We start from the raw sequence: 19,741 nt of genomic DNA, 5'->3' as shown, positions 1-19,741 counted from the left end.
TTGTGTTTGTGTCTTGCGTTCGGGGGGAAGAGAACTCCCCTCCTCCACCGCCGGGGTCGCCGCGCGGGGCCGCCGGGCCGGGCGGGGGTCCCGGCCCGGCGGGTCCTCAGGCGAGCGGGATGGTGATCTGGGAGGGGGCGTCCTCGGGGGAGGTCACCTCGACCCGGTTGAAGTACGGGCTCTCGCTCGTGTACCGCGGGTCCGCGCTGTCCACGACCACGGCCAGCCGGTGGCCCGCCGGAACGTCCCACACGACCGGCTGGAGTTCGGTGGTCACCGTCACCGGTTCGTCGGCGGAGCCCCGCAGCGTGTAGGGGGCGTGGGAGACCAGTGAGCCCGTTCCGTAGGCGTCGATGTCGTACAGGTACACGAACACCGACTGGTCCTCGGCGGTGGGCTCCAGGGTGAGCGTCACCTCCGGCGCGCCGGCCACCCGGGCGCCGTCCGGGTAGGCGGGGCTCGTCCACACGGCCGAGCGGTAGCGGTCCACGGTCGGGAGCAGGACGCCGGTCGGCAGGTCGAGGAACTGTTGGAGGGCGCCGGACAGCAGCACCGTCCCGCTCGTCGCGGTGGTGCCGATCCCGGTCCGGAAGTCGTAGTCCCAGCCCGTCGACGGCTCCGGCTCCATCGCCCCCCTGCTCTGCCAGCGGAACCAGCCGGTGCTGGGGCGGTCCAGGTAGTACCGGTCCGTGTCGCCGGTCACCGACGGCCAGTCGGCGTGCGTCGTCCACCCGCCGCGGCCGTTGTTCGGCTTGACGTGGACCGGGTCCTCGTCGGCGATTCCGTTGTCCTCGCCCTTGAGGTGGTGGTCGAACCAGTCGCCCACCGACTCCCAGATCTCGTTCGGCAGGCCCGCCGCGCCGAACGCCTCGGCGGTGGCGTGGTCGCCGGGGGTGAGCATGAGCCGCTTGGGGCCCTCCAGCCGTTCGTAGAAGTCCGTGATCTGCCCCGGCGGGAAGAAGCCGTCGTTCCAGGCGTTGGCCAGCATGACCGCGGTGCCGTTGGCGTTGATCCGGTCGACCTTGGTGGCCACCGACCGGTCGGGCGCCATCTCCAGCGCGGGGCCGACGTTCCCGCGCCGGTACTCGCGCTCCACCTCGCGCATGACCTCGCCGGGTCGGCCGGTGAGGTTGCCGAGCGCGAGCAGCACCTCCACGGACTGCATGTCGATGGTCTCGTTCGGGTACAGCGACGGGACCAGGTCGGTCCAGCCGCTCATCGCGGCCACGGCGCGCACGCGGTCGTCCTCGGCGGCCGTCAGCATGCTGATGCCGCCGCCGTAGGAGATCCCCGCCATGCCGATCCGCTCGGGGTCGGCGTCGGTGTTCGCCAGGGCCCAGTCGATGACGGCGCTGGCGTCGGCCCGGTCCTCGGGGCCGGCGATCTGGACCTCGCCCCCGGAGTCCCAGAAACCGCGGGAGGTGTAGGAGACCACCTGGTACCCGGACTCGTAGGCGAGCCGGTAGGCGGCGCCCACGTAGAGGAGGTTGTTCGTCCCCCAGGCCGAGGGCATGACCAGCAGCGGGTGCGGTCCCTCGACCCCGGTCGGGGTGATCACCTTGGCGCCGAGTTCGGTGCCGTCGTGGCTGACGATGGTCTCGTAGCTGACGGTGGCCCCGACCGAGGCGGCGGCGGGGGCGGCGGGCAGGAGCGCGGCGGCGAGCACCGCCGCCAGGACGCAGGACAACAGCCGGGCGAGTGCGCGCGGGACGCCGGGGGTCGCGCGCCCGCCGCGGCGAGCGGGTGCGGGTGTGTCTGTGTGACGCATGAGGGGGAACCTCGGGGGTCGTCGGGGGAGCGGGAGGTTCCCGATGGGTCGCGCCTTCGCCATCGGGGGACGCGGCCGTCCGGTCCGGCCGGGTGTGACGGGGGGCATGGGGTACTGTGAGGTAACTTACTAACGAGTAAGGTAAGCCACCGACACGTCCTTGTAAAGCCCCCGAAACCCCGCCGAAGCACGTGCCGGTACGCGCGGTGCGGAACAATGAGGACGTGCGACAACAACAGCAGCGAACCGTAGTGGTCCTCGGCTCGACCGGCTCGATCGGCACCCAGGCCGTCGACATCGTCCAGCGCAACCCCGACCGCTTCCGGGTGGTGGGCCTGGCCGCGGGCGGCGGCCGGACCGACCTGCTCGCGAAGCAGGCCGCCGACCTCGGCGCCCGGATGGTGGCCGTCGCCGACCCCGACCGGGCCGCCGAACTCGCGCGCGCCCTCGCCGAGCACGGCAGCGCCGCCACCGTCCTGGCCGGACCCGAGGGGGTTGCCGAACTGGCGGGCGCCGAGTGCGACGTCGTCCTCAACGGCATCACCGGCGCGCTCGGCCTGGAATCGACGCTGGCCGCCCTGCGCGCCGGTCGCACCCTGGCCCTGGCCAACAAGGAGTCCCTCATCATCGGCGGTCCGCTGGTCCGCGAGGCGGCCGCGCCCGGCCAGATCATCCCGGTCGACTCCGAGCACTACGCCATCGCACAGTGCTTCCCCCGCGTGCCCGAGGGGGAGCTGACCAGCCTCGCGCAGGGGCACGTCCACGCCCGCCGCGACGAGGTGCGCCGCCTCGTGGTCACCGCCAGCGGCGGCCCCTTCCGCGGTCGCGACCGCCACGAGCTGGAGGACGTCACCCCCGGGGACGCGCTCGACCACCCCACGTGGAGCATGGGCCCGGTCATCACCGTCAACTCCGCCACCCTGGTCAACAAGGGGCTGGAGGTGATCGAGGCCAACCTGCTGTTCGACGTCCCCTTCGACCGCATCGACGTCGTGGTGCACCCGCAGTCCGTCGTCCACTCGATGGTCGAGTACGTGGACGGGTCGACCATCGCCAAGGCCAGCCCGCCGAGCATGATGATCCCGATCGCCCACGGGATCGGTTCCCCCGACCGGGTTCCCGACGCCGCGCCCGGTCTGGACTTCACCCGACCCCAGGAGTGGACCTTCGAGCCGCTCGACCACGCGGCCTTCCCCGCGGTGCGGTTGGCCGCCGAGGTCGGCGCGGCGGGCGGCACGGCGCCCGCGGTCTACAACGCGGCCAACGAGGAGGCGGTCGACGCCTTCCTGCGGGGAAACCTCGCTTTCCCGGCCATCATGGACACCGTGTCCCGGGTAGTCTCGGAGCATCAGCGGTCGGAGCGCCCCCTCGGCGCCTCCTCGGCTGACCTGACCCTTGACGACGTGTACGCCGCTGACGCCTGGGCCCGTGCGCGCGCGCGTGAACTGCTGACGGGCCGGGCCTGACACCGGCTTGAGGAGAGTGCATGGTCGCGTTGATGACCGTGATCGGGATCGTCCTGTTCGTCTTCGGGCTGCTGTTCTCGATCGCATGGCATGAGCTCGGCCATCTCTCCACGGCCAAGATGTTCGGGATCAAGTGCACCGAGTACATGGTCGGCTTCGGCAGGACCCTGTGGTCGGTGCGCAGGGGCGAGACCGAGTACGGGATCAAGGCCGTGCCGCTGGGCGGCTTCGTGCGGATGGTCGGCATGCTGCCGCCCGCGCGCAGGACCGCCGACGAGGGCTCGCGCAAGCTCTCCCGCTGGCGCGCGATGGCCGAGGACGCGCGCGAGGCCTCCTACGTCGAGATCGGGCCCGAGGACCAGGACCGGCAGTTCTACCAGCGCGCGCCGTGGAAGCGGCTGATCGTCATGTTCGCCGGTCCCGGCATGAACGTGGTGCTGGCCGCGATCCTGCTCGGCGTGCTGTTCATGGGTATCGGCGTCCCGCAGAGCACCACCACGATCGGCATGGTCACCGAGTGCGTCGTGCCCGCCGGGAAGTCGGTCACCGAGTGCACCGACGAACCGCCCACCCCCGCCGCGGCGGCCGGTCTGGAGGCCGGTGACGTCATCGTGGAGGTGGACGGGACGCCCACTCCCGACTGGAACGCCGCCAACCAGGCGATCCGCGGCTCCCTGGGCAGCACCGAGATCGTCGTGGAGCGCGACGGCGAGCGGGTCCCGTTCGACGTCGACATCATCGAGAACGAGCTGCCCGCGCGCGACGCCGACGGCGAGATCCGCTACGAGACCGACGCCGACGGCGACTACGTCTACGACGACCGGGGGTACCGCGTCTACCAGACCGAGACCGTGGGCTTCCTCGGCATCGTGTTCGCCTCCGAACGCTCCACCCTGACCCTGGGCGAGTCCGCCGCCGAGATGGGGACCATGCTCGTCGGCGTCGGCGAGGCGCTCGTCGCCCTGCCCGGCAAGGTGCCCGACGTGTTCGCCGCGGCCTTCCTCGGCGAGCAGCGCACCCAGGACTCCCCGGTGGGCATCGTCGGGATCTCCCGCATCGGCGGCGAGATCATGTCCCAGGGTCTGCCCCTGGCCGACACCGCCGCGCTCATGATCCAGATCCTGGCCGGGGTGAACCTCTTCCTGTTCGCCTTCAACATGCTGCCGATCCTGCCGCTGGACGGCGGTCACATGGCGGGCGCGCTGTGGGAGTGGGTCAAGCGCGGGTGGGCCAGGCTGACCCGGCGGCCCGACCCGGGCCCCGTGGACGTGGCGATGCTGACCCCGGTGGCCTACGTGGTGGTCGCGTGCTTCCTGGTGTTCAGCGTGGTCCTGCTCGTGGCCGACCTGTTCAACCCGGTGCGGCTGTTCGGCTGAGGGTGTCCGCCTCCTCGCGAAGCGGCCCTCGGACGGTGGAGGGTGACGGGTGGGCCACATCCGCCTCCCCGTCCCTACCGGTAGGGGTTGTCAACTGTTCTGTGATCCGTCAAACACGTCTGTTCCCTCACTAGGAATCACCCCGGTGGCCGATGTGCGGGACACCGTCCTCAAGGCACCGAACAGCTCAGACTCTGGTGACCCTGTGACGGACCTTCCGGGCGGAAACGTTCGGGATGTTGAGAGTCGCTGAGACTCAAAGCAACGGTAACCTGGGCAGCGCGATCCGGGAACGACGGCGCAGACTGGCGCCGCAGGTGAATCGACTCCCCGGTCGCGGCACCGCGCGCCGCTCAGGGCGCTCCTTCTTTTCCGCATCCGGACGAATCAAGTGCCACCCCCTCCGGTGGCAGACGAGGTGAATCAAGCGTGACCGTCGATCTCGGTATCCCCGCCACTCCGCCGCGCCCGCTGGCGACCCGGCGCAAGTCGCGGCAGATCATGGTCGGAAACGTTCCCGTGGGCGGGGACGCACCGGTGTCCGTCCAGTCCATGACGACCACCCGCACCTCCGACATCAACGCGACCCTCCAGCAGATCGCGGAGCTCACCGCGACCGGCTGCCAGATCGTCCGGGTGGCCGTCCCGACCAACGACGACGCCGAGGCGCTCCCGATCATCGCGAAGAAGTCGCAGATCCCGGTGATCGCCGACATCCACTTCCAGCCCAAGTACGTGTTCGCCGCGATCGACGCCGGATGCGCGGCCGTGCGCGTGAACCCGGGCAACATCAAGAAGTTCGACGACAAGGTCGCCGAGATCGCCAAGGCCGCCGGTGACGCGGGCGTGCCGATCCGGATCGGCGTCAACGCCGGTTCCCTCGACAAGCGGCTGCTCGCCAAGTACGGCAAGGCCACGCCCGAGGCGCTCGTGGAGTCGGCGCTGTGGGAGTGCTCCCTGTTCGAGGAGCACGGCTTCCGCGACATCAAGATCTCGGTCAAGCACAACGACCCCGTCGTGATGGTCAACGCCTACCGGCAGCTGGCGGAGTCCTGCGACTACCCGCTGCACCTCGGCGTGACCGAGGCCGGTCCGGCCTTCCAGGGCACCATCAAGTCTGCGGTGGCCTTCGGCGCCCTGCTGTCGGAGGGGATCGGCGACACCATCCGCGTCTCGCTGTCCGCCCCGCCCGCCGAGGAGGTCAAGGTCGGCACCCAGATCCTGGAGTCGCTGGGCCTGCGTGAGCGCGGCCTGGAGATCGTCTCCTGCCCGAGCTGCGGCCGCGCCCAGGTCGACGTCTACAGGCTCGCGGAGGAGGTCACCGCGGGCCTGGAGGGCATGGAGGTGCCGCTGCGCGTGGCCGTCATGGGCTGCGTCGTCAACGGCCCCGGCGAGGCGCGCGACGCCGACCTGGGGGTGGCCTCGGGCAACGGCAAGGGCCAGATCTTCGTCAAGGGCGAGGTCATCAAGACCGTGCCGGAGTCGCAGATCGTGGAGACCCTCATCGAGGAGGCCATGCGGATCGCCGAGGAGATGGGCGAGTCCGTCGAGCCGGGCGAGCCCACGGTGGCCGTCGCGGGCTGACCCCGCCCCCTGGGAGCCTCCCCCGGCGCGGAGGCCCGAACGAACACGAGCCCGGTCCACGCGTGTGGACCGGGCTCCCGTCGTTCCGGCGGGAGGGGCGGACGAGGGTGAACCTCGGGCAAACGACCGGTGTCCGCCGACCCCCTCGCAGGTCAAAGGTTTACCGCTACTGTGGGTGACAACATATGACATGAATCACTTTTGTGTGCGTTTTATTGCGTCATTACGCATTGATCATGGTGTGAAACCCGGACATACGCAACGTTCGTGGGTCATGTTACCTAGGTAACGCGGATAACGTTGCTGGAGGCACATCCCAGCCGTGAGCGGCGGGAACGGCCAGCCACCCCCTCGCCGTGCGTCCTCCGGCGAGCGGTGGCCACCCCCTCATCACACGCCCTCCCAGGGGTGTGGTGCGCCCATGCACGAAAGCGTCGAGGAGTTATTCACGTGGTGGACCAGAAGACCACGGCGGGCACCCGCGTGCCCGTCGGCCGGGGCGGTGTGCCCTCGCTGAGGGACCGCCTCACCCGCCGCAAGCCTGTCGAGAAGCTCGTGGCCGAGACCCAGGCCGCCGAAGGCGCGGGGCTGCGCCGCCACATGGGCTTCTGGCAGCTGTCCATGATCGGCATCGGCGCCACCCTGGGCACCGGCATCTTCGTCGTTCTCGGTGAGGCCGTGCCGGTCGCCGGGCCCGCCGTCATCATCGCGTTCGTGCTGGCCGGGGTCACCGCGCTGTTCTCCGCCCTCGCCTACGCCGAGATGGCCGGGATGATCCCCGCCTCCGGCTCCGCGTACTCCTACGCCTACGCCACCATGGGCGAGTTCATGGCCTGGATCTGCGGCTGGTGCCTGATGCTCACCTACGGCGTGTCCGTCGCGGCCGTCGGAGTGGGCTGGGGCCAGTACATCGACGAGCTCCTGCACCTGACCACCGGAATGTCGATGCCCGCCGAGCTGCTCGCCGGGCCGATGGAGGGCGGTCTGATCAACCTGCCCGCCGCCATCGTCGTCCTGCTGTCGATGTTCGCCCTGCTCGCCGGGGTGCGCGAGAGCAGCCGCGTCAACGCGGTCATGGTCGCCATCAAGATCGCGATCCTGGTCATGTTCGTGGTCATCGCCGTCACCGCCGTCCAGGACGGCAACTTCGCCCCCTTCATGCCGATGGGCATGGCCGGTGTCAGCGCCGCGGGCGCCACGCTGTTCTTCTCCTACATCGGGTTCGACTCCGCCTCCACCGCCAGTGAGGAGGCCAAGGACCCGCAGCGCGACCTGCCCCGCGCCATCATGTTCTCGATGATCCTGGTGACGGCCCTGTACTGCCTGGTCGCCTTCACCGCCGTCGGAGCGCTCAACTGGACCGACTTCGCCGACGGCGAGACCTCCCTGGCCGGGATCCTGACCAGCGTCACCGGCACCACGGTCTGGGCGGTCATCTTCGCCGCGGGCGCCGTGCTCGCGCTGGCCAGCGTCGTCCTGGTCGTCCTGTACAGCCAGACCCGCATCCTCTTCGCGATGTCCCGCGACGGCCTCATCCCCAAGGCGTTCTCCAAGGTCGACGCCAAGGGCACCCCGCGCGCCAACACGGTCATCACCTCCGTGCTCATCGCCGTCCTGGCCGCGCTCATCCCGCTGGGGCCGCTCGCCGACGCCACCGCCATCGGCACCCTCTTCGCCTTCGCCCTGGTCAACGTGGCCGTCCTGGTGCTGCGCAGGCGCCGCCCGGACCTGGAGCGCGCCTTCCGGATGCCGGGCGCCCCGGTCACGCCGGTCCTGGGCGTGCTCGCCTGCGCCTACCTGATGGTCAGCATGGACCTGAGCGTGTGGACGGCCTTCGTCGCCTGGCTCGTCGTCGGCCTGGCCGTCTACTTCGCCTACAGCATGCGCCGCTCCGCGCTGGAGGCGGAGGGCACCGTCGAGGCCGGGGTCTGACCGGGCTCGGCACGGGGGCGGGGCCGGGAATCTTCCGGCCCCGCCCCCGCGTTGCTGGGGGTGCCCGCGTGGAACGGCTGGGTGAGAGTTCCGCAGGCGGTGCAACGAACCACCGGCGACCACGCGAAATACGCAACGAAGTGGATGCTTTGAGGCACGTTTGTGGCGCGATCGTCCACCTAGAGTGGACGCGGCCGCACACGACGACCGACCGGGAGGGGGAGCGATGACACGCCGACGCCTGCGCGTCGCCCTGGACCAGGGCGCCGGGCGCAGCGGGGACACCGCGTCCTCCCTCGCCAGGCTCGCCGACCGGGCCCGGGCCGCCGCCGACGAGGGCGCCGATCTGCTGGTCGGCCCCGAGATGTCGATGACCGGCTACGCCCTGGGCGCCGAGGTCGCCCGCCTGGCCGAGCCCGCCGACGGCCCCCTCGCCGAGGCCGTCGCGCGGGTGGCCGCCGACACCGGTGTCGCGATCGTCTACGGTTTCCCCGAGCGCGCGGACGGGCGCGTGTACAACGCGGTGCGCCTGGTGGGCGGCGACGGAGCGCCCCTGGCCCTGTACCGCAAGAGCCACCTCTTCGGCGACCTGGACCGGGACATGTACGCCCCCGGGGACACCCCGGTCGTGCAGGCCGACCTGAACGGCGTCCGGCTCGGCCTCCTCATCTGCTACGACGTCGAGTTCCCCGAGACCGTGCGCGCGCACGCCCTGGCCGGGACCGAACTGCTCGTCGTACCCACCGCGCTCATGCACCCCAACGTCCGGGTGCCCACCCTGCTGGTCCCGGCCCGGGCCCTGGAGAACCAGCTCCACCTGGCCTACGTCAACCGCTGCGACGTCGAGGGCGACCTCGACTACATGGGGCTGAGCACCCTGGTCGGCCCCGACGGCGCCGAACTGCTGCGCGCCGGGCCCGACGAGGAGCTGCTGGTCGCCGACGTGGACCCGGCCGTGACCGCCGAGCTGCTGGCCGAGCAGTCCTACCTGGACGACCGCCGACCCGATCTGTACGGGTCGCTCGTCCCCTGAACCACCACCCGATACCAGTCACACCAGCCACGCGGTACACCCCGCTCGACGAGACCCTTGTGTAAGGAGGGGCCCATGACGTCCGCCGTGCCCACGGCCGCAGGTTCCGCGCCCGCGCAGGACACACCGTTGAACATGTGCGGACCGGACTTCCCGTTCGCCTACGACGCCTACCTGGAGAGCCCCGCCGGGCTCGGACAGGTCCCGGCCGAGAGCCACGGGACCGAGGTCGCCGTGATCGGCGGTGGCCTGTCGGGCATCGTCACCGCCTACGAGCTCATGAAGATGGGCCTGAAGCCGGTCGTCTACGAGGCCGACCAGATCGGCGGACGCCTGCGCACGGAGAAGCTGCCGAACTGCCCCGACGACGTCGTCGCGGAGATGGGCGCCATGCGCTTCCCGCCGTCGTCGACCGCGTTCCTGCACTACGTCGAGAAGATGGGCCTGGAGACGGTCCCCTTCCCGAACCCGCTCGCGCCGGTCACCCCGAGCACCGTCGTCGACCTCAAGGGCGAGTCGCACTACGCGACCACCCTCGACGACCTGCCCGAGGTCTACCGCGAGGTGGCGCGCGCCTGGGACCGCACCCTGGAGGAGGGCGCCCAGCACACCCGCATGCAGAAGGCGATCCGCGAGCGCGACGTCGCCACCCAGAAGGAGATCTGGAACGAGCTGGTCGACAGGCTCGACAACCAGACCTTCTACGGCTTCCTGTGCGAGTCGCCCGCCTTCGCCTCCTTCCGCCACCGTGAGATCTTCGGCCAGGTGGGCTTCGGAACGGGCGGTTGGGACACCGACTTCCCCAACTCCATCCTGGAGATCCTGCGCGTCACCTACACGGGTGCGGACGACGACCACATGGGGATCGTCGGCGGCGTCCAGCAGCTGCCGCTGCGCATGTGGGAGCACGCCCCGGACAAGATCACGTACTGGGCGCAGGGCACGTCCCTGGCCTCCCTGCACGGCGACGGACCGCGCCCGGCGGTCACGGCGCTGCGCCGCACGGCGGCCAAGGGCTCCCCGTCCGGGAACATCACGGTCACCGACGCCTCCGGCTCCACCCGCACCTACGCGGCGGCGGTGTTCACCGCGCAGAGCTGGATGATGCTCTCCAAGATCGACTGCGACGAGAGCCTGCTGCCGATCGACCACTGGACGGCGATCGAGCGGACCCACTACATGGAGTCCTCGAAGCTGTTCGTTCCGGTGGACCGCGCGTTCTGGCGGGACAAGGACCCCGAGACGGGCCGCGACGTCATGAGCATGACGCTCACCGACCGCATGACCCGGGGCACCTACCTGCTGGAGGGTGAGGACCCGGACGGCCCCGCCGCGATCTGCATGTCGTACACCTGGTGCGACGACTCGCTCAAGTGGCTGCCGCTGTCCGCCAACGAGCGGATGGAGGTCATGCTGAACTCGCTCGGCAAGATCTACCCGAACGTGGACATCCGCGCGCACATCACGGGTGACCCGGTGACGATCTCCTGGGAGGACGAGCCCTACTTCATGGGCGCGTTCAAGGCGAACCTGCCGGGGCACTACCGCTACCAGCGCCGCCTGTTCACCCACTTCAAGCAGGACGAGCTGGAGGAGCGCCACCGCGGCCTGTTCCTGGCCGGGGACGACGTGTCCTGGACGGCGGGCTGGGCCGAGGGCGCCGTGCAGACCGCGCTCAACGCCGTGTGGGGCGTGGTGCACCACTTCGGAGGTCAGACGGACCCGACCAACCCGGGTCCGGGCGACCTCTTCGACGACCTGGCGCCCGTGCGCCTTCCCGAGGACTGAGGTCCGACCGGCCTCGCCTCGACGGCCCCCGGCCGCGCGTCCACCGAACCGCGCGCGGCCGGGGGCCGTCCCTGTTCGTCCTCCGGAACGGTCACCATGGGGGTTTCCGTTCGGGCGCCGGCAGGGTTCCGCAAGACGGGCTGGGCCGCGAGCGAGGAACGAGCATGAATCGGGCTGCGCCGCAGGCGTCGGTCGGGGGTGGTGGAGGGCGACGGGCGGGCGAAGGCGAGGATGAAGAATCCCTGCCTTCGGGGCGACCGAACACGGGCCGAAGCGAAGCGGAGGCCCACAGGAACACGGCTACGGCAGTCCGGCGGTCCCCGCCAGGATCGGCTGGTCGACCAGCCGCGACAGCACCAGGGTGCTCTTGGTGCGCACCACGAAGGGCTCGGCGCCGATGCGCTCGATGACCTCCTCCAGGTGGTGGGTGTCGCGGGCGCGGACCTGGACGAAGGCGTCGGCCTCGCCGGTCACCGTGCACGCCGAGGTGACCTCCGCGTACCCCGCCAGCCCGCTGCGGATCTCGCTGGGCGAGGTGCGCGCGCGGCAGTACAGCTCGATGTAGGCCTCGGTGGTCCAGCCGACCGCCTGGGGCTCCACGACCACGGTGAACCCGCGTACGGCGCCGGACTCGACCAACCGGTCGACGCGGCGTTTGACCGCCGAGGGGCTGAGTCCGACCTCGCCGCCGATCTCGGCGAAGCTCATCCGCGCGTCCGCGCCGAGTATCGCGATGATCCGCTCGTCGACACGATCCAGACGCATTGTGCCCCTTATGTCCCTGTCTGACCTCACCAGGGCACATGCTACCGGGGCGGTACCTCCTGGGGTTCGTGTCGCTTCCGCATGTCACAGTAGGTAATTGAGACAATGCGTATGGACATCACGACGCGCAGGGGGAGAGCACGAGTGCGACGACGAATCCGGGCCACCGCCACCGCCGGGGTCCTTCTGGCCTCGCTCGCGCTCATCCCCGTCCCCACCCTGGCCGAGACCGCCCAACCGGCCACCCGGATCGACCGCACCGGGCTCGACTGGGCCCCCTGCAAGGACCTCGAACCCCGGGGCGACGAGATCCTGGAGTGCGCCACCCTGACCGTCCCCCTCGTCCGCACCGCCGGAGGCGACCGGGTCCCCGGCGCCGACGAGACTGTCGAACTCGCCCTCTCCCGGGTCCGCGCCACCGGCACCACCCGACGCACCATGCTCGTCAACCCCGGCGGACCCGGCAGCGGGGCCCGCCGCTGGGCCTCCATCACCCACCAGCGCATGCCCGAGGAGCTGCGCGAGATCTACGACGTCGTCGCCTTCGACCCGCGCGGCGTCGGCGCCTCCACCCCCGCCATCACCTGCGACCCCCACTACTTCACCCCGGTCCGCCCGGACACCGTGCCCGCGGACGGGGCCGAGGAGGCCGTCCTGCGGGCCGACGCGCGGGCCTACGCCCGGGCCTGCGCAGAGAACACCGGAGCCCTCCTGGAGCACACCCGGACCGAGGACACCGCCCACGACATGGACGCCGTCCGCCGCGCTCTGGGCGAGGACCGCATCGACTACCTCGGCTACTCCTACGGCAGCTACCTCGGCACGGTCTACTCCTCCCTCTACCCCGACCACGTCCGCGGGCTCGTCCTCGACAGCGTCGTCAACCCGGACAACCCCTGGTACGAGAGCAACCACGTCCAGAGCCGCTCCATCCAGCGCGCGGCGCAGAACTTCTTCGACTGGGTGGCCCGCCACCACGACACCTACCGCCTCGGCCGGACCGGGGACGAGGTCGCCGGTGCCTACTACGACCTGCGCTCCGCGGTGCGGCGGACCCCGATCGAGGACACCGTCGGCCCCACCGAACTGGAGACCGCCGTCATCGTGGTCGCCTACTCCAGCGCCACCTGGCCCGGCGTCGCCCGCGCGCTGTCCGCCCGGATCAACGACGGCGACTCCACCGGGGTGCTCAGCCTGCACCGGGCCTACGGCGACCACGCCGACAGCGACCAGGGCTACGGCGGCTACCTCGCCGTCCAGTGCACCGACGCGCACTGGCCGACCGACTGGTCCTCCTGGCGCTCCGACGCCCTCCTGGCGTACGAGGAGGCACCTTTCATCGGCTGGCACAACGCTTGGTACAACGCTCCTTGCCTGGACTGGGCCGCGGGGTCCGGGGACTGGTTCCAGGTCGGTGACGCGCCCCACGAACACCGCCCCTACGCCGGTCCGGCCCTGATCGTGCACGCGACCGAGGACGGCGCCACCCCGGTCGAGGGCGCCCACGCCCTGCGCGACCGCCTGCCCGGGGCGGTCCTGGTCATCGAGGACGGCGGGTACACCCACGGCGTCGCCTTCACCGGCAACGAGTGCGTCGACGAGGTCGTCACCGACTACCTGCTCCGCGGCGCCCTGCCCGACCGCCGGACGGCCGGACCGGACCTCGTCTGCGGGGCCCGCCCCGAACCGCGTCCGGGCACCCCGCGCGAGGACCTGAGGGCCGTGACGGAGGGCGCCGGAGCGGTCATTCCGGAGCTTCCCGGTGAGCCGGGGTAACCCGTCGAATAGTCTGGAACCGGCGCGAACTGGATCGGGTCGTCGCCTCCGGGGCTCCCCCCGGGGGACGGACTGGACGATGGGGGAGAACGCGATGCTTCGGACCTCGCCGGTGCGGATCCTCGGAGAGCGTGACCGGGCGGCGGTGCGCGCGCTCCTGGACGCCGACCCCGTGGGCAACGTCTTCGTGGCCTCGCGTCTGATGACGACGGGGATCTCCGCGCGCTTCAGCGGCACGGAGGTGTGGGGGTTCGTCGAGGACGGGCGTCTGACGGCCCTGTGCTACTCCGGCGCCAACCTGGTCCCGGTCAACGCGGGACCGGCGGCGATCCGCAGCTTCGCGGACCACGCCCGCTGGCGCGGCCGCCGCTGCTCCTCGATCGTCGGCCCGGTCGAGGCCGTCCGGGACTTCTGGGAACAGGTCACGCCCGCCTGGGGACCGGCCCGCGTCATCCGCGCCAGCCAACCGGTCCTGGAGATCGACACGCCGCCCGCCGTGCCCGCCGACCCCAAGGTGCGCCGGGTCCGGCTCTCCGAGCTCAACACGCTGGTCCCGGCCTGCGTGGCGATGTTCACCGAGGAGGTCGGCGTCCCGCCGGACTCCGGCGACGGCGGGGCCCTGTACCGGGCGCGGATCGAGGAACTCGTGCGCACCGGGCGCGCGTTCGCCCGGATCGAGGACGGCCGCGTCGTCTTCAAGGCCGAGATCGGCGCGGTCACACCGCACGCCTGCCAGGTCCAGGGCGTGTGGGTCCACCCCGACCTGCGCGGGCGGGGACACTCCACGGCGGGCATGGCGGCGGTGGTCCAGTACGCGCTGGCGGAGATCGCGCCCCGCGTGACCCTGTACGTCAACGACTTCAACACCCCGGCCCGCGCCGCCTACCGCCGGGTCGGCTTCCGCCAGGTGGGCGAGGTCATGTCGGTGCTGTTCTGAGGGGAGGGGCGCGGACGCCCGAACGCCCGCGCCCCCAGTGATGTGGGCCCTACTCCGCCGCCGCGAAGGACGGCCGGAAGTCCGGGGTGTCGGCGATGAGCGCGCGCGTGTACTCGTGCCCGGGCTCGGACATCACCCGGCCCACCGGACCGTACTCGACGATCCGCCCCTTGTTCAGCACGGCCACCCGCTGGGCGATGTTGGACACCAGCGCGATGTTGTGCGTGACGAACAGCAGCGCCATCCCCTCGTCCTGGAGGTTGCGCAGCAGCGTCACGATCTCCGCCTGCACCGATACGTCCAGCGCCGAGGTGATCTCGTCGCACACCATCAGGTCCGGCTTGGTCGCCACGGCGCGCGCGATGCACACGCGCTGGCGCTCACCGCCGCTGAGCTGCTCTGGGAAGCGGTCGGCGTAGGAGGCGGGCAGGGCCGCGCGCTCCAGCGCCTCGGCCACCACCGCGTCCGGGTCCGCCGGCCGGCCCACCAGGTGCCGGTAGGGGCCCAGGATCTGGTCCCGCACCCGCTTGCGCGGGTTCAGCGCCTCGTACGGGTTCTGGAACACGTACTGCACGCGGCGCCGCTGCTCGGCGGTGCGCCGGTAGCTGCTGCGCGCCAGCGGCTCACCGTCGAAGAGCACCTCGCCGGTGAACTGGTGGTGCAGTCCGGCCACCGACCGAGACAGCGTGGTCTTGCCGGAACCGGACTCGCCCAGCAGCGCCACGCACTCACCGCGGGAGACCGACACGTCGATCCCCTCCAGCACCCGGGTGCGCCCGTACCCGGCCGCCAGCCCGGAGACCCGCAGCAGCGGTTCCTCCTCCGGCTCCTCGGCCTCCCCGTGCCCATCGGTGCGCAGCAGCGGGACCGCGGACAGCAGCCGGCGCGTGTACTCGTGCTCGGGACCGGCCAGGACCTCGTCGGTGCGGCCGCGTTCGACCAGGTCGCCCCGGTACATCACCGCGATCTCGTCGGCCAGGTCGGCGACCACGGCCATGTCGTGGCTGATGTAGACCCCGGCGGTCCCGTACTCGCGGGTCATCCGCCGGATGGTCGCCAGCACGTGCGCCTGCGTCGTGACGTCCAGCCCCGTGGTGGGCTCGTCGAGGACGATCAGCTCCGGACGGCCGACGAACGCCATCGCGATGGCCACCCGCTGCTGCTGCCCTCCGGAGAGCTGGTGCGGGTACCGGTCGAGGAACCGGTCGTCGTCGGGCAGCGCCACCTCGCGCAGCACCTCGCGGACCCGCTCGGCGACCGCGGCCCGGGACAGCGCGGCGTCGTGCAGGGCCTCGCTCAGCTGCGTCCGCAGCCGCAGCGCCGGGTTGAGCGCCGAGGCGGGGGACTGCGGGATGTAGGCGACCGCCCGCCCGCGCAGGTTCCGGACCTGCCGCTCCGACAGGCGGGCCAGGTCCTCGCCTCCCACCTCCACGCGGCCGCGGGCGATCTGTGTGGCCCGCTTGCAGTGCGCCAGCAGGGACAGTCCGAGTGTGGTCTTGCCGGACCCGGACTCGCCGACCAGGCCGAGGATCTCGCCCCGCCGGACGGTGATCGACACGTCGGAGATGATCTCCACGTCCGACGGGCGGCCGATCACCGTCAGGTCGTCGACCCGCAGAACGGTGTGCTCGTTTCGCGTCACTTCTCGACCCCCCGGTCGATACCGATGGCCGCGCGCGACAGCCCGTCGGTGATGAGGTTGGCGCCGATGGTCAGGACCGCGATCGCCGTCACCGGCAGGACCACGGGCCACGGCTGCACGGCCATGCCCTGTCGCGTCTCGTTGATCATCAGACCCCAGTCGGCCGTCGGCGGTTGGAGGCCCATGCCCAGGAAGCCCAGGACCGCGACCACGCCGATCGAGTAGGTCAGCCGCAGCCCCAGCTCCACCAGCAGGGGGCTGGTGACGTTGGGCAGGATCTCCACCGCCATGATCCGCCAGCGCGGCAGCCCGATCGCCTCGGCGGCCTTGACGAAGTCCTGCTCGATCACCTTGCGGGTCGCCTCGCGGATCACGCGCGCCACCCGGGGCACGTGGGACACCGCGATGACCGCGACGATCAGCCACACCTTCGGACCGATGATCGACATCACCAGCAGAGCGGCGATCAGCTGCGGGAAGGCCAGCAGGACGTCGTTGAAGCGCATGAGCACGTCGTCCAGCCATCCGCGCCGGTACCCGGCCACGATGCCGACCACCGTGCCCACGGCCACACCGAGCCCCGCCGCCGAGACGGCGAGCAGCAGCAGCGTCCACCCGCCCCACAGGAACCGGGTCAGCACGTCGCGTCCGAGGTTGTCACCGCCGAACACGACGCCCTCGACGCCCGTCTCGTAGGGCATGGCCACGAACTCGGTGGGCTCGTAGGGCGCCACGAACGGGCCGGCCACCGCGATCAGGACGATGATCCCGGCCAGGGCCACCCCCACCTTGGTCCGCCCGAAGCCCCACGCGGTCCGCAGCAGTCCGGGCCTGCGCCTGGACGCCTTGGCGGCCTTCCCGACCTCGGGTTCCGTCGTCGGTCCGCTCATCGCCGCACGCCCTTCGCCTTCGGGTCGCCCGCCGGGGTTCCGGCGGCGCCGTCCTCGTCCTGTTCCTTCGCCGCGGCGGTCCTCGGTGCGGAGGGCCGGTTGCCCGAGACCCGCACCTTGGGGTTGGCCGCCAGGCCGATCACGTCGGCGAGCAGGTTGACCAGGATGTAGATGCCGGCGATGAGCAGGACCACGGCCTGGATCAGCGGAACGTCGCGGTTGGCGATGCCGTCCATGAGGACCTTGCCGATGCCCGGGATGTTGAACAGGAACTCCACGGCCACGACGCCGCCGGCCAGCCACGCCAGCTGGAGCGCGATCACCTGGGCCACCGGCCCGATCGCGTTGGGGGCCGCGTGCCGCCACAGCACGACCCGCTCGTCCAGACCCTTGAGCCGCGCCTGCTGCACGTACTCGCTCTCCAGGACCTCGATCATCGTCGCCCGCATCATCCGGACGATCGGCGGCGCCACCGCCAGCGCCAGGGTGAGGCTGGGCAGGACCCACTGGTCGGGTCCGCCCTCCCGTGAGTACACCGACGGGAACAGGTCGAGCCCGCCCGGCCCCAGGAGGAGGATCAGCAGGATGCCGACCACGAACTCGGGGACGGAGGCCAGAACCAGCGTCCCCAGGGACGCGGTGTGGTCGAACCCCCGGTCGCGGCGCAGTGCGCTGAACGCGCCGACGAGCAGCGAGACCGGTGTCGCGACCAGGGCCGCCAGACCCATGAGGACCAGCGAGTTCCCCAACGGGGACTCCAGGTACTCGGTGACGGGCTGGCGGTTGGAGAAGGACGTGCCCAGGTCCCCCCGGAGGAGGTCCTGGAGCCACTGCGCGTACTGCACGGCCACGGGCTGGTGCAGGTTGAGCTGGTCGCGCAGTGCCTCCATGCGCTCCGGAGTGGCGTCCCGGCCCAGGATCAGCTGGGCGGCGTCGCCCGGCAGTGCCTGTGTGGCCGCGAAGACCACGACGGACACCGCCCAGAGCGTCAGCACGCCGAACAGGAGGCGGACGGCGATGAGTCGAGTCATGGTGAGCTTTCGGTAGCGATTCCTGTCGTGCGTTCCCGCGGAGCCGCTACTGCTCCTTCCACATCGTGTGGAACGAGTACGAACCGAGCGGGTGGCCGGAGACGGACGGCTCCAGACCATGGATCCTCCGGGAGTGGGCGTCGAGCAGGTTCACGAAGCCCCACACGATGTAGCCGCCCTCCTCGTACTCGATCTTCTGGGCCTGCCGGATGAGTTCGCCCCGCTCGTCGTCGTCGGGGGTGCGGCGGGCCTGGTCGACGAGTTCGACCCACTCCTCGTCCTCGCCCCACATGGTCTCGTTGTAGGGGGCGCCCACGATCGAGCCCTGCGAGGTCTGCGTGAGGTAGTTGCGCGCGCTCCAGTAGTCCTGGCCGAAGGTGTAGGGGAAGCCCTCCTCCTCGTTCCAGTAGTCACTGGCGTTGACCCGGCGCAGGTTGACGGTGACCCCGGCCTCGCGCGCCTGCTCCTGGAACACCTCGGCGGCGGCGACGATGCCGGCGTTGATGTCACCGGTGACCAGCTCGACCTCCAGGCCGTCCTCGTAGCCGGCCTCGGCGAGCAGGCGGCGGGCCTCCTCCAGGTCCTGCTCGCGCTGCGGGAAGTCCTCGGGGTAGGACGGGTCCATCCGGGCGTACATGTCGTTGCCGATCTGCCCGTACCCGGCCAGGGCCTGGTCGACCATCTGCTGGCGGTCGACGATGAGGCGGAACGCCTGGCGGACCCGCACGTCGTCGAAGGGCGCCCGGTCCACGCGCATGGTGAACGGCAGCCACATGCCGGTCTCGGACTCCATGACCTCCACGTCGATGTTGCCCTCGATGATGGCGACCTGGGCGTGCGGGACCTGGCTGATGACGTCGACGCTGAGGCTGGTGAGGGCGTTGACCCGGGCGTCGTCCTCGGGGAAGTCGATGATCTCCAGCTCGTCGACGTAGGGCAGGCCCTCGACGTGGTAGCCCTCGTGCCGCTCGAAGAGGCTGTACTGGCCGGCGGTGAACTCGGAGTACTTGAACGGGCCGCAGCCGACCGGGTTCTCAGGGTCGTAGCCCTGGGGGACGACGCAGTTGTAGTACTCGGCGAGCGCCTCGGGCAGGGTCACGAACGGCTCGGTGCAGGGGATGACGACGGTGCGCTCGTCGGTGGCCTCCACCGCGTCGATGTCGACGCTGGCCAGGTCGCCCGCGCCGCGCATGGGGTTCTCCTCGTCCATGATGCGGCGGAGGGAGAAGAGCACGTCGTCGGCGGTGACCGGGGAGCCGTCGTGGAAGGTCAGCCCCTCCTTGAGCACGACGGTCCACTCGGTGGCGTCGTCGTTGGGCTCCAGGGACTCGGCCAGGTCCATCTCGATGGCGCCGTCCTTGGTGTAGGACACCAGGGTGGCGTAGAGCGCGTGGTTGCGCGCGATGTCGACGTTGTCGGTCGGGTCGTGGGCGTCCAGGGTGTCGCTGGCGCCCCCGCCGGCGATACCGACCCGCAGACGGCCGCCCCGCTGGGGCTCGCCGGAGGCGGAGCCGCCGGTGTCCGACTCCCCGCCGCAGGCGGCCAGGACCGGGGCGATGGCCGCGCCGGCCGCGGAGGCCTTGAGGAGGGAGCGGCGGCTGGGGGTGCGCGGATGAGCGGTCATGGGCTCTTCGGGCAGGGACGACACGGGACACCTCATGTGGGGTACGGGATCTTCGGCGGGACGACACCGCGGCCCGGGAGGTCCCGGACAGGGGCCGGGCCTGGGCTTACTGGCGGGTATCAGTCCACC

The 19,741-nt window shown here is 71.1% G+C and carries 14 protein-coding genes; 8 read left to right on the top strand and 6 right to left on the bottom strand.

Annotation, left to right across the window (positions count from 1 at the left end):
* Window positions 1–106 precede the first annotated feature (106 nt).
* Window positions 107–1,768 (bottom strand): CocE/NonD family hydrolase, encoded by a 1,662-nt coding sequence (locus tag DVR05_RS06030; protein WP_232832007.1) that lies wholly within the window; start codon window positions 1,766–1,768, stop codon window positions 107–109.
* A 251-nt stretch (window positions 1,769–2,019) separates the two neighbouring features.
* On the opposite strand from DVR05_RS06030, the gene dxr reads away from it, so the two are divergent.
* The 6 genes from dxr (at window position 2,020) to DVR05_RS06000 (ending at window position 10,947) form a co-directional block, all read left to right on the top strand.
* Window positions 2,020–3,234: a 1-deoxy-D-xylulose-5-phosphate reductoisomerase gene (gene dxr / locus DVR05_RS06025; RefSeq protein ID WP_232832019.1), complete on the top strand. Its 1,215-nt coding sequence runs from the start codon at window positions 2,020–2,022 to the stop codon at window positions 3,232–3,234.
* 20 nt (window positions 3,235–3,254) lie between these two features.
* Window positions 3,255–4,610 carry an RIP metalloprotease gene (locus DVR05_RS06020; RefSeq protein WP_116244804.1) on the top strand — a complete coding sequence of 452 codons (1,356 nt, stop codon included), beginning with the start codon at window positions 3,255–3,257 and terminating at the stop codon, window positions 4,608–4,610.
* 429 nt (window positions 4,611–5,039) lie between these two features.
* Window positions 5,040–6,194, top strand: coding sequence for a flavodoxin-dependent (E)-4-hydroxy-3-methylbut-2-enyl-diphosphate synthase (gene ispG, locus DVR05_RS06015; protein WP_116244803.1), 1,155 nt, complete (start codon window positions 5,040–5,042; stop codon window positions 6,192–6,194).
* Between the two features lie 450 nt (window positions 6,195–6,644).
* Window positions 6,645–8,126 carry an amino acid permease gene (locus DVR05_RS06010; RefSeq protein ID WP_116244802.1) on the top strand — a complete coding sequence of 494 codons (1,482 nt, stop codon included), beginning with the start codon at window positions 6,645–6,647 and terminating at the stop codon, window positions 8,124–8,126.
* Between the two features lie 226 nt (window positions 8,127–8,352).
* Window positions 8,353–9,159 (top strand): carbon-nitrogen hydrolase family protein, encoded by an 807-nt coding sequence (locus tag DVR05_RS06005; RefSeq protein WP_116244801.1) that lies wholly within the window; start codon window positions 8,353–8,355, stop codon window positions 9,157–9,159.
* Window positions 9,160–9,234: 75 nt separating this feature from the next.
* Entirely contained in the window at window positions 9,235–10,947 is a 1,713-nt protein-coding gene (locus DVR05_RS06000; RefSeq protein ID WP_116244800.1) for an NAD(P)/FAD-dependent oxidoreductase, read from the top strand.
* A 300-nt stretch (window positions 10,948–11,247) separates the two neighbouring features.
* Here the strand turns inward: DVR05_RS06000 and DVR05_RS05995 are convergent, their stop codons facing one another.
* A complete protein-coding gene (locus DVR05_RS05995; protein ID WP_116244799.1) occupies window positions 11,248–11,712 on the bottom strand; it encodes an Lrp/AsnC family transcriptional regulator in 465 nt (154 codons plus the stop codon).
* A gap of 144 nt (window positions 11,713–11,856) precedes the next feature.
* Between DVR05_RS05995 and DVR05_RS05990 the strand changes: the two genes are divergently transcribed.
* On the top strand, window positions 11,857–13,488 hold the full coding sequence (locus DVR05_RS05990; protein WP_232832006.1) for an alpha/beta fold hydrolase: 1,632 nt from the start codon (window positions 11,857–11,859) through the stop codon (window positions 13,486–13,488).
* 94 nt (window positions 13,489–13,582) lie between these two features.
* On the top strand, window positions 13,583–14,425 hold the full coding sequence (locus DVR05_RS05985) for a GNAT family N-acetyltransferase (protein WP_116244939.1): 843 nt from the start codon (window positions 13,583–13,585) through the stop codon (window positions 14,423–14,425).
* A 49-nt stretch (window positions 14,426–14,474) separates the two neighbouring features.
* On the opposite strand, the gene DVR05_RS05980 is transcribed toward DVR05_RS05985, so the two are convergent.
* Genes DVR05_RS05980 through DVR05_RS05965 form a run of 4 tightly spaced genes read right to left on the bottom strand, consistent with a single transcriptional unit; the run spans window position 14,475 to window position 19,636 of the window.
* The gene (locus DVR05_RS05980; RefSeq protein WP_116244797.1) at window positions 14,475–16,067 is read right to left on the bottom strand and encodes an ABC transporter ATP-binding protein; all 1,593 of its coding nucleotides are present in this window, start codon (window positions 16,065–16,067) and stop codon (window positions 14,475–14,477) included.
* Window positions 16,064–16,957, bottom strand: a complete 894-nt coding sequence (locus DVR05_RS05975; protein ID WP_116244796.1) for an ABC transporter permease — start codon at window positions 16,955–16,957, stop codon at window positions 16,064–16,066. The genes DVR05_RS05980 and DVR05_RS05975 overlap by 4 nt, the downstream gene beginning before the upstream one ends.
* Complete coding sequence (locus tag DVR05_RS05970; protein ID WP_116244795.1) at window positions 16,954–17,988, bottom strand: ABC transporter permease; 1,035 nt, start codon at window positions 17,986–17,988, stop codon at window positions 16,954–16,956. The genes DVR05_RS05975 and DVR05_RS05970 overlap by 4 nt, the downstream gene beginning before the upstream one ends.
* 46 nt (window positions 17,989–18,034) lie before the next feature.
* Window positions 18,035–19,636, bottom strand: coding sequence for an ABC transporter substrate-binding protein (locus DVR05_RS05965; protein WP_369974501.1), 1,602 nt, complete (start codon window positions 19,634–19,636; stop codon window positions 18,035–18,037).
* Window positions 19,637–19,741: the final 105 nt, after the last annotated feature.

This window comes from Nocardiopsis sp. FIRDI 009 (assembly GCF_003386285.1).
Classification (GTDB): Bacteria; Actinomycetota; Actinomycetes; order Streptosporangiales; family Streptosporangiaceae; genus Nocardiopsis.
This window is presented reverse-complemented; position numbering and strand designations above follow the sequence as displayed.

Bases quoted from the DNA above. Each gene is read 5' to 3' on its own strand.
- DVR05_RS05995 (WP_116244799.1), bottom strand. From the start codon at position 11,712: ATGCGTCTGGATCGTGTCGACGAGCGGATCATCGCGATACTCGGCGCG.
- DVR05_RS05985 (WP_116244939.1), top strand. From the start codon at position 13,583: ATGCTTCGGACCTCGCCGGTGCGGATCCTCGGAGAGCGTGACCGGGCG.
- DVR05_RS05975 (WP_116244796.1), bottom strand. From the start codon at position 16,957: ATGAGCGGACCGACGACGGAACCCGAGGTCGGGAAGGCCGCCAAGGCG.
- DVR05_RS06020 (WP_116244804.1), top strand. From the start codon at position 3,255: ATGGTCGCGTTGATGACCGTGATCGGGATCGTCCTGTTCGTCTTCGGG.
- DVR05_RS06000 (WP_116244800.1), top strand. From the start codon at position 9,235: ATGACGTCCGCCGTGCCCACGGCCGCAGGTTCCGCGCCCGCGCAGGAC.
- DVR05_RS06030 (WP_232832007.1), bottom strand. From the start codon at position 1,768: ATGCGTCACACAGACACACCCGCACCCGCTCGCCGCGGCGGGCGCGCG.
- DVR05_RS06005 (WP_116244801.1), top strand. From the start codon at position 8,353: ATGACACGCCGACGCCTGCGCGTCGCCCTGGACCAGGGCGCCGGGCGC.
- DVR05_RS05970 (WP_116244795.1), bottom strand. From the start codon at position 17,988: ATGACTCGACTCATCGCCGTCCGCCTCCTGTTCGGCGTGCTGACGCTC.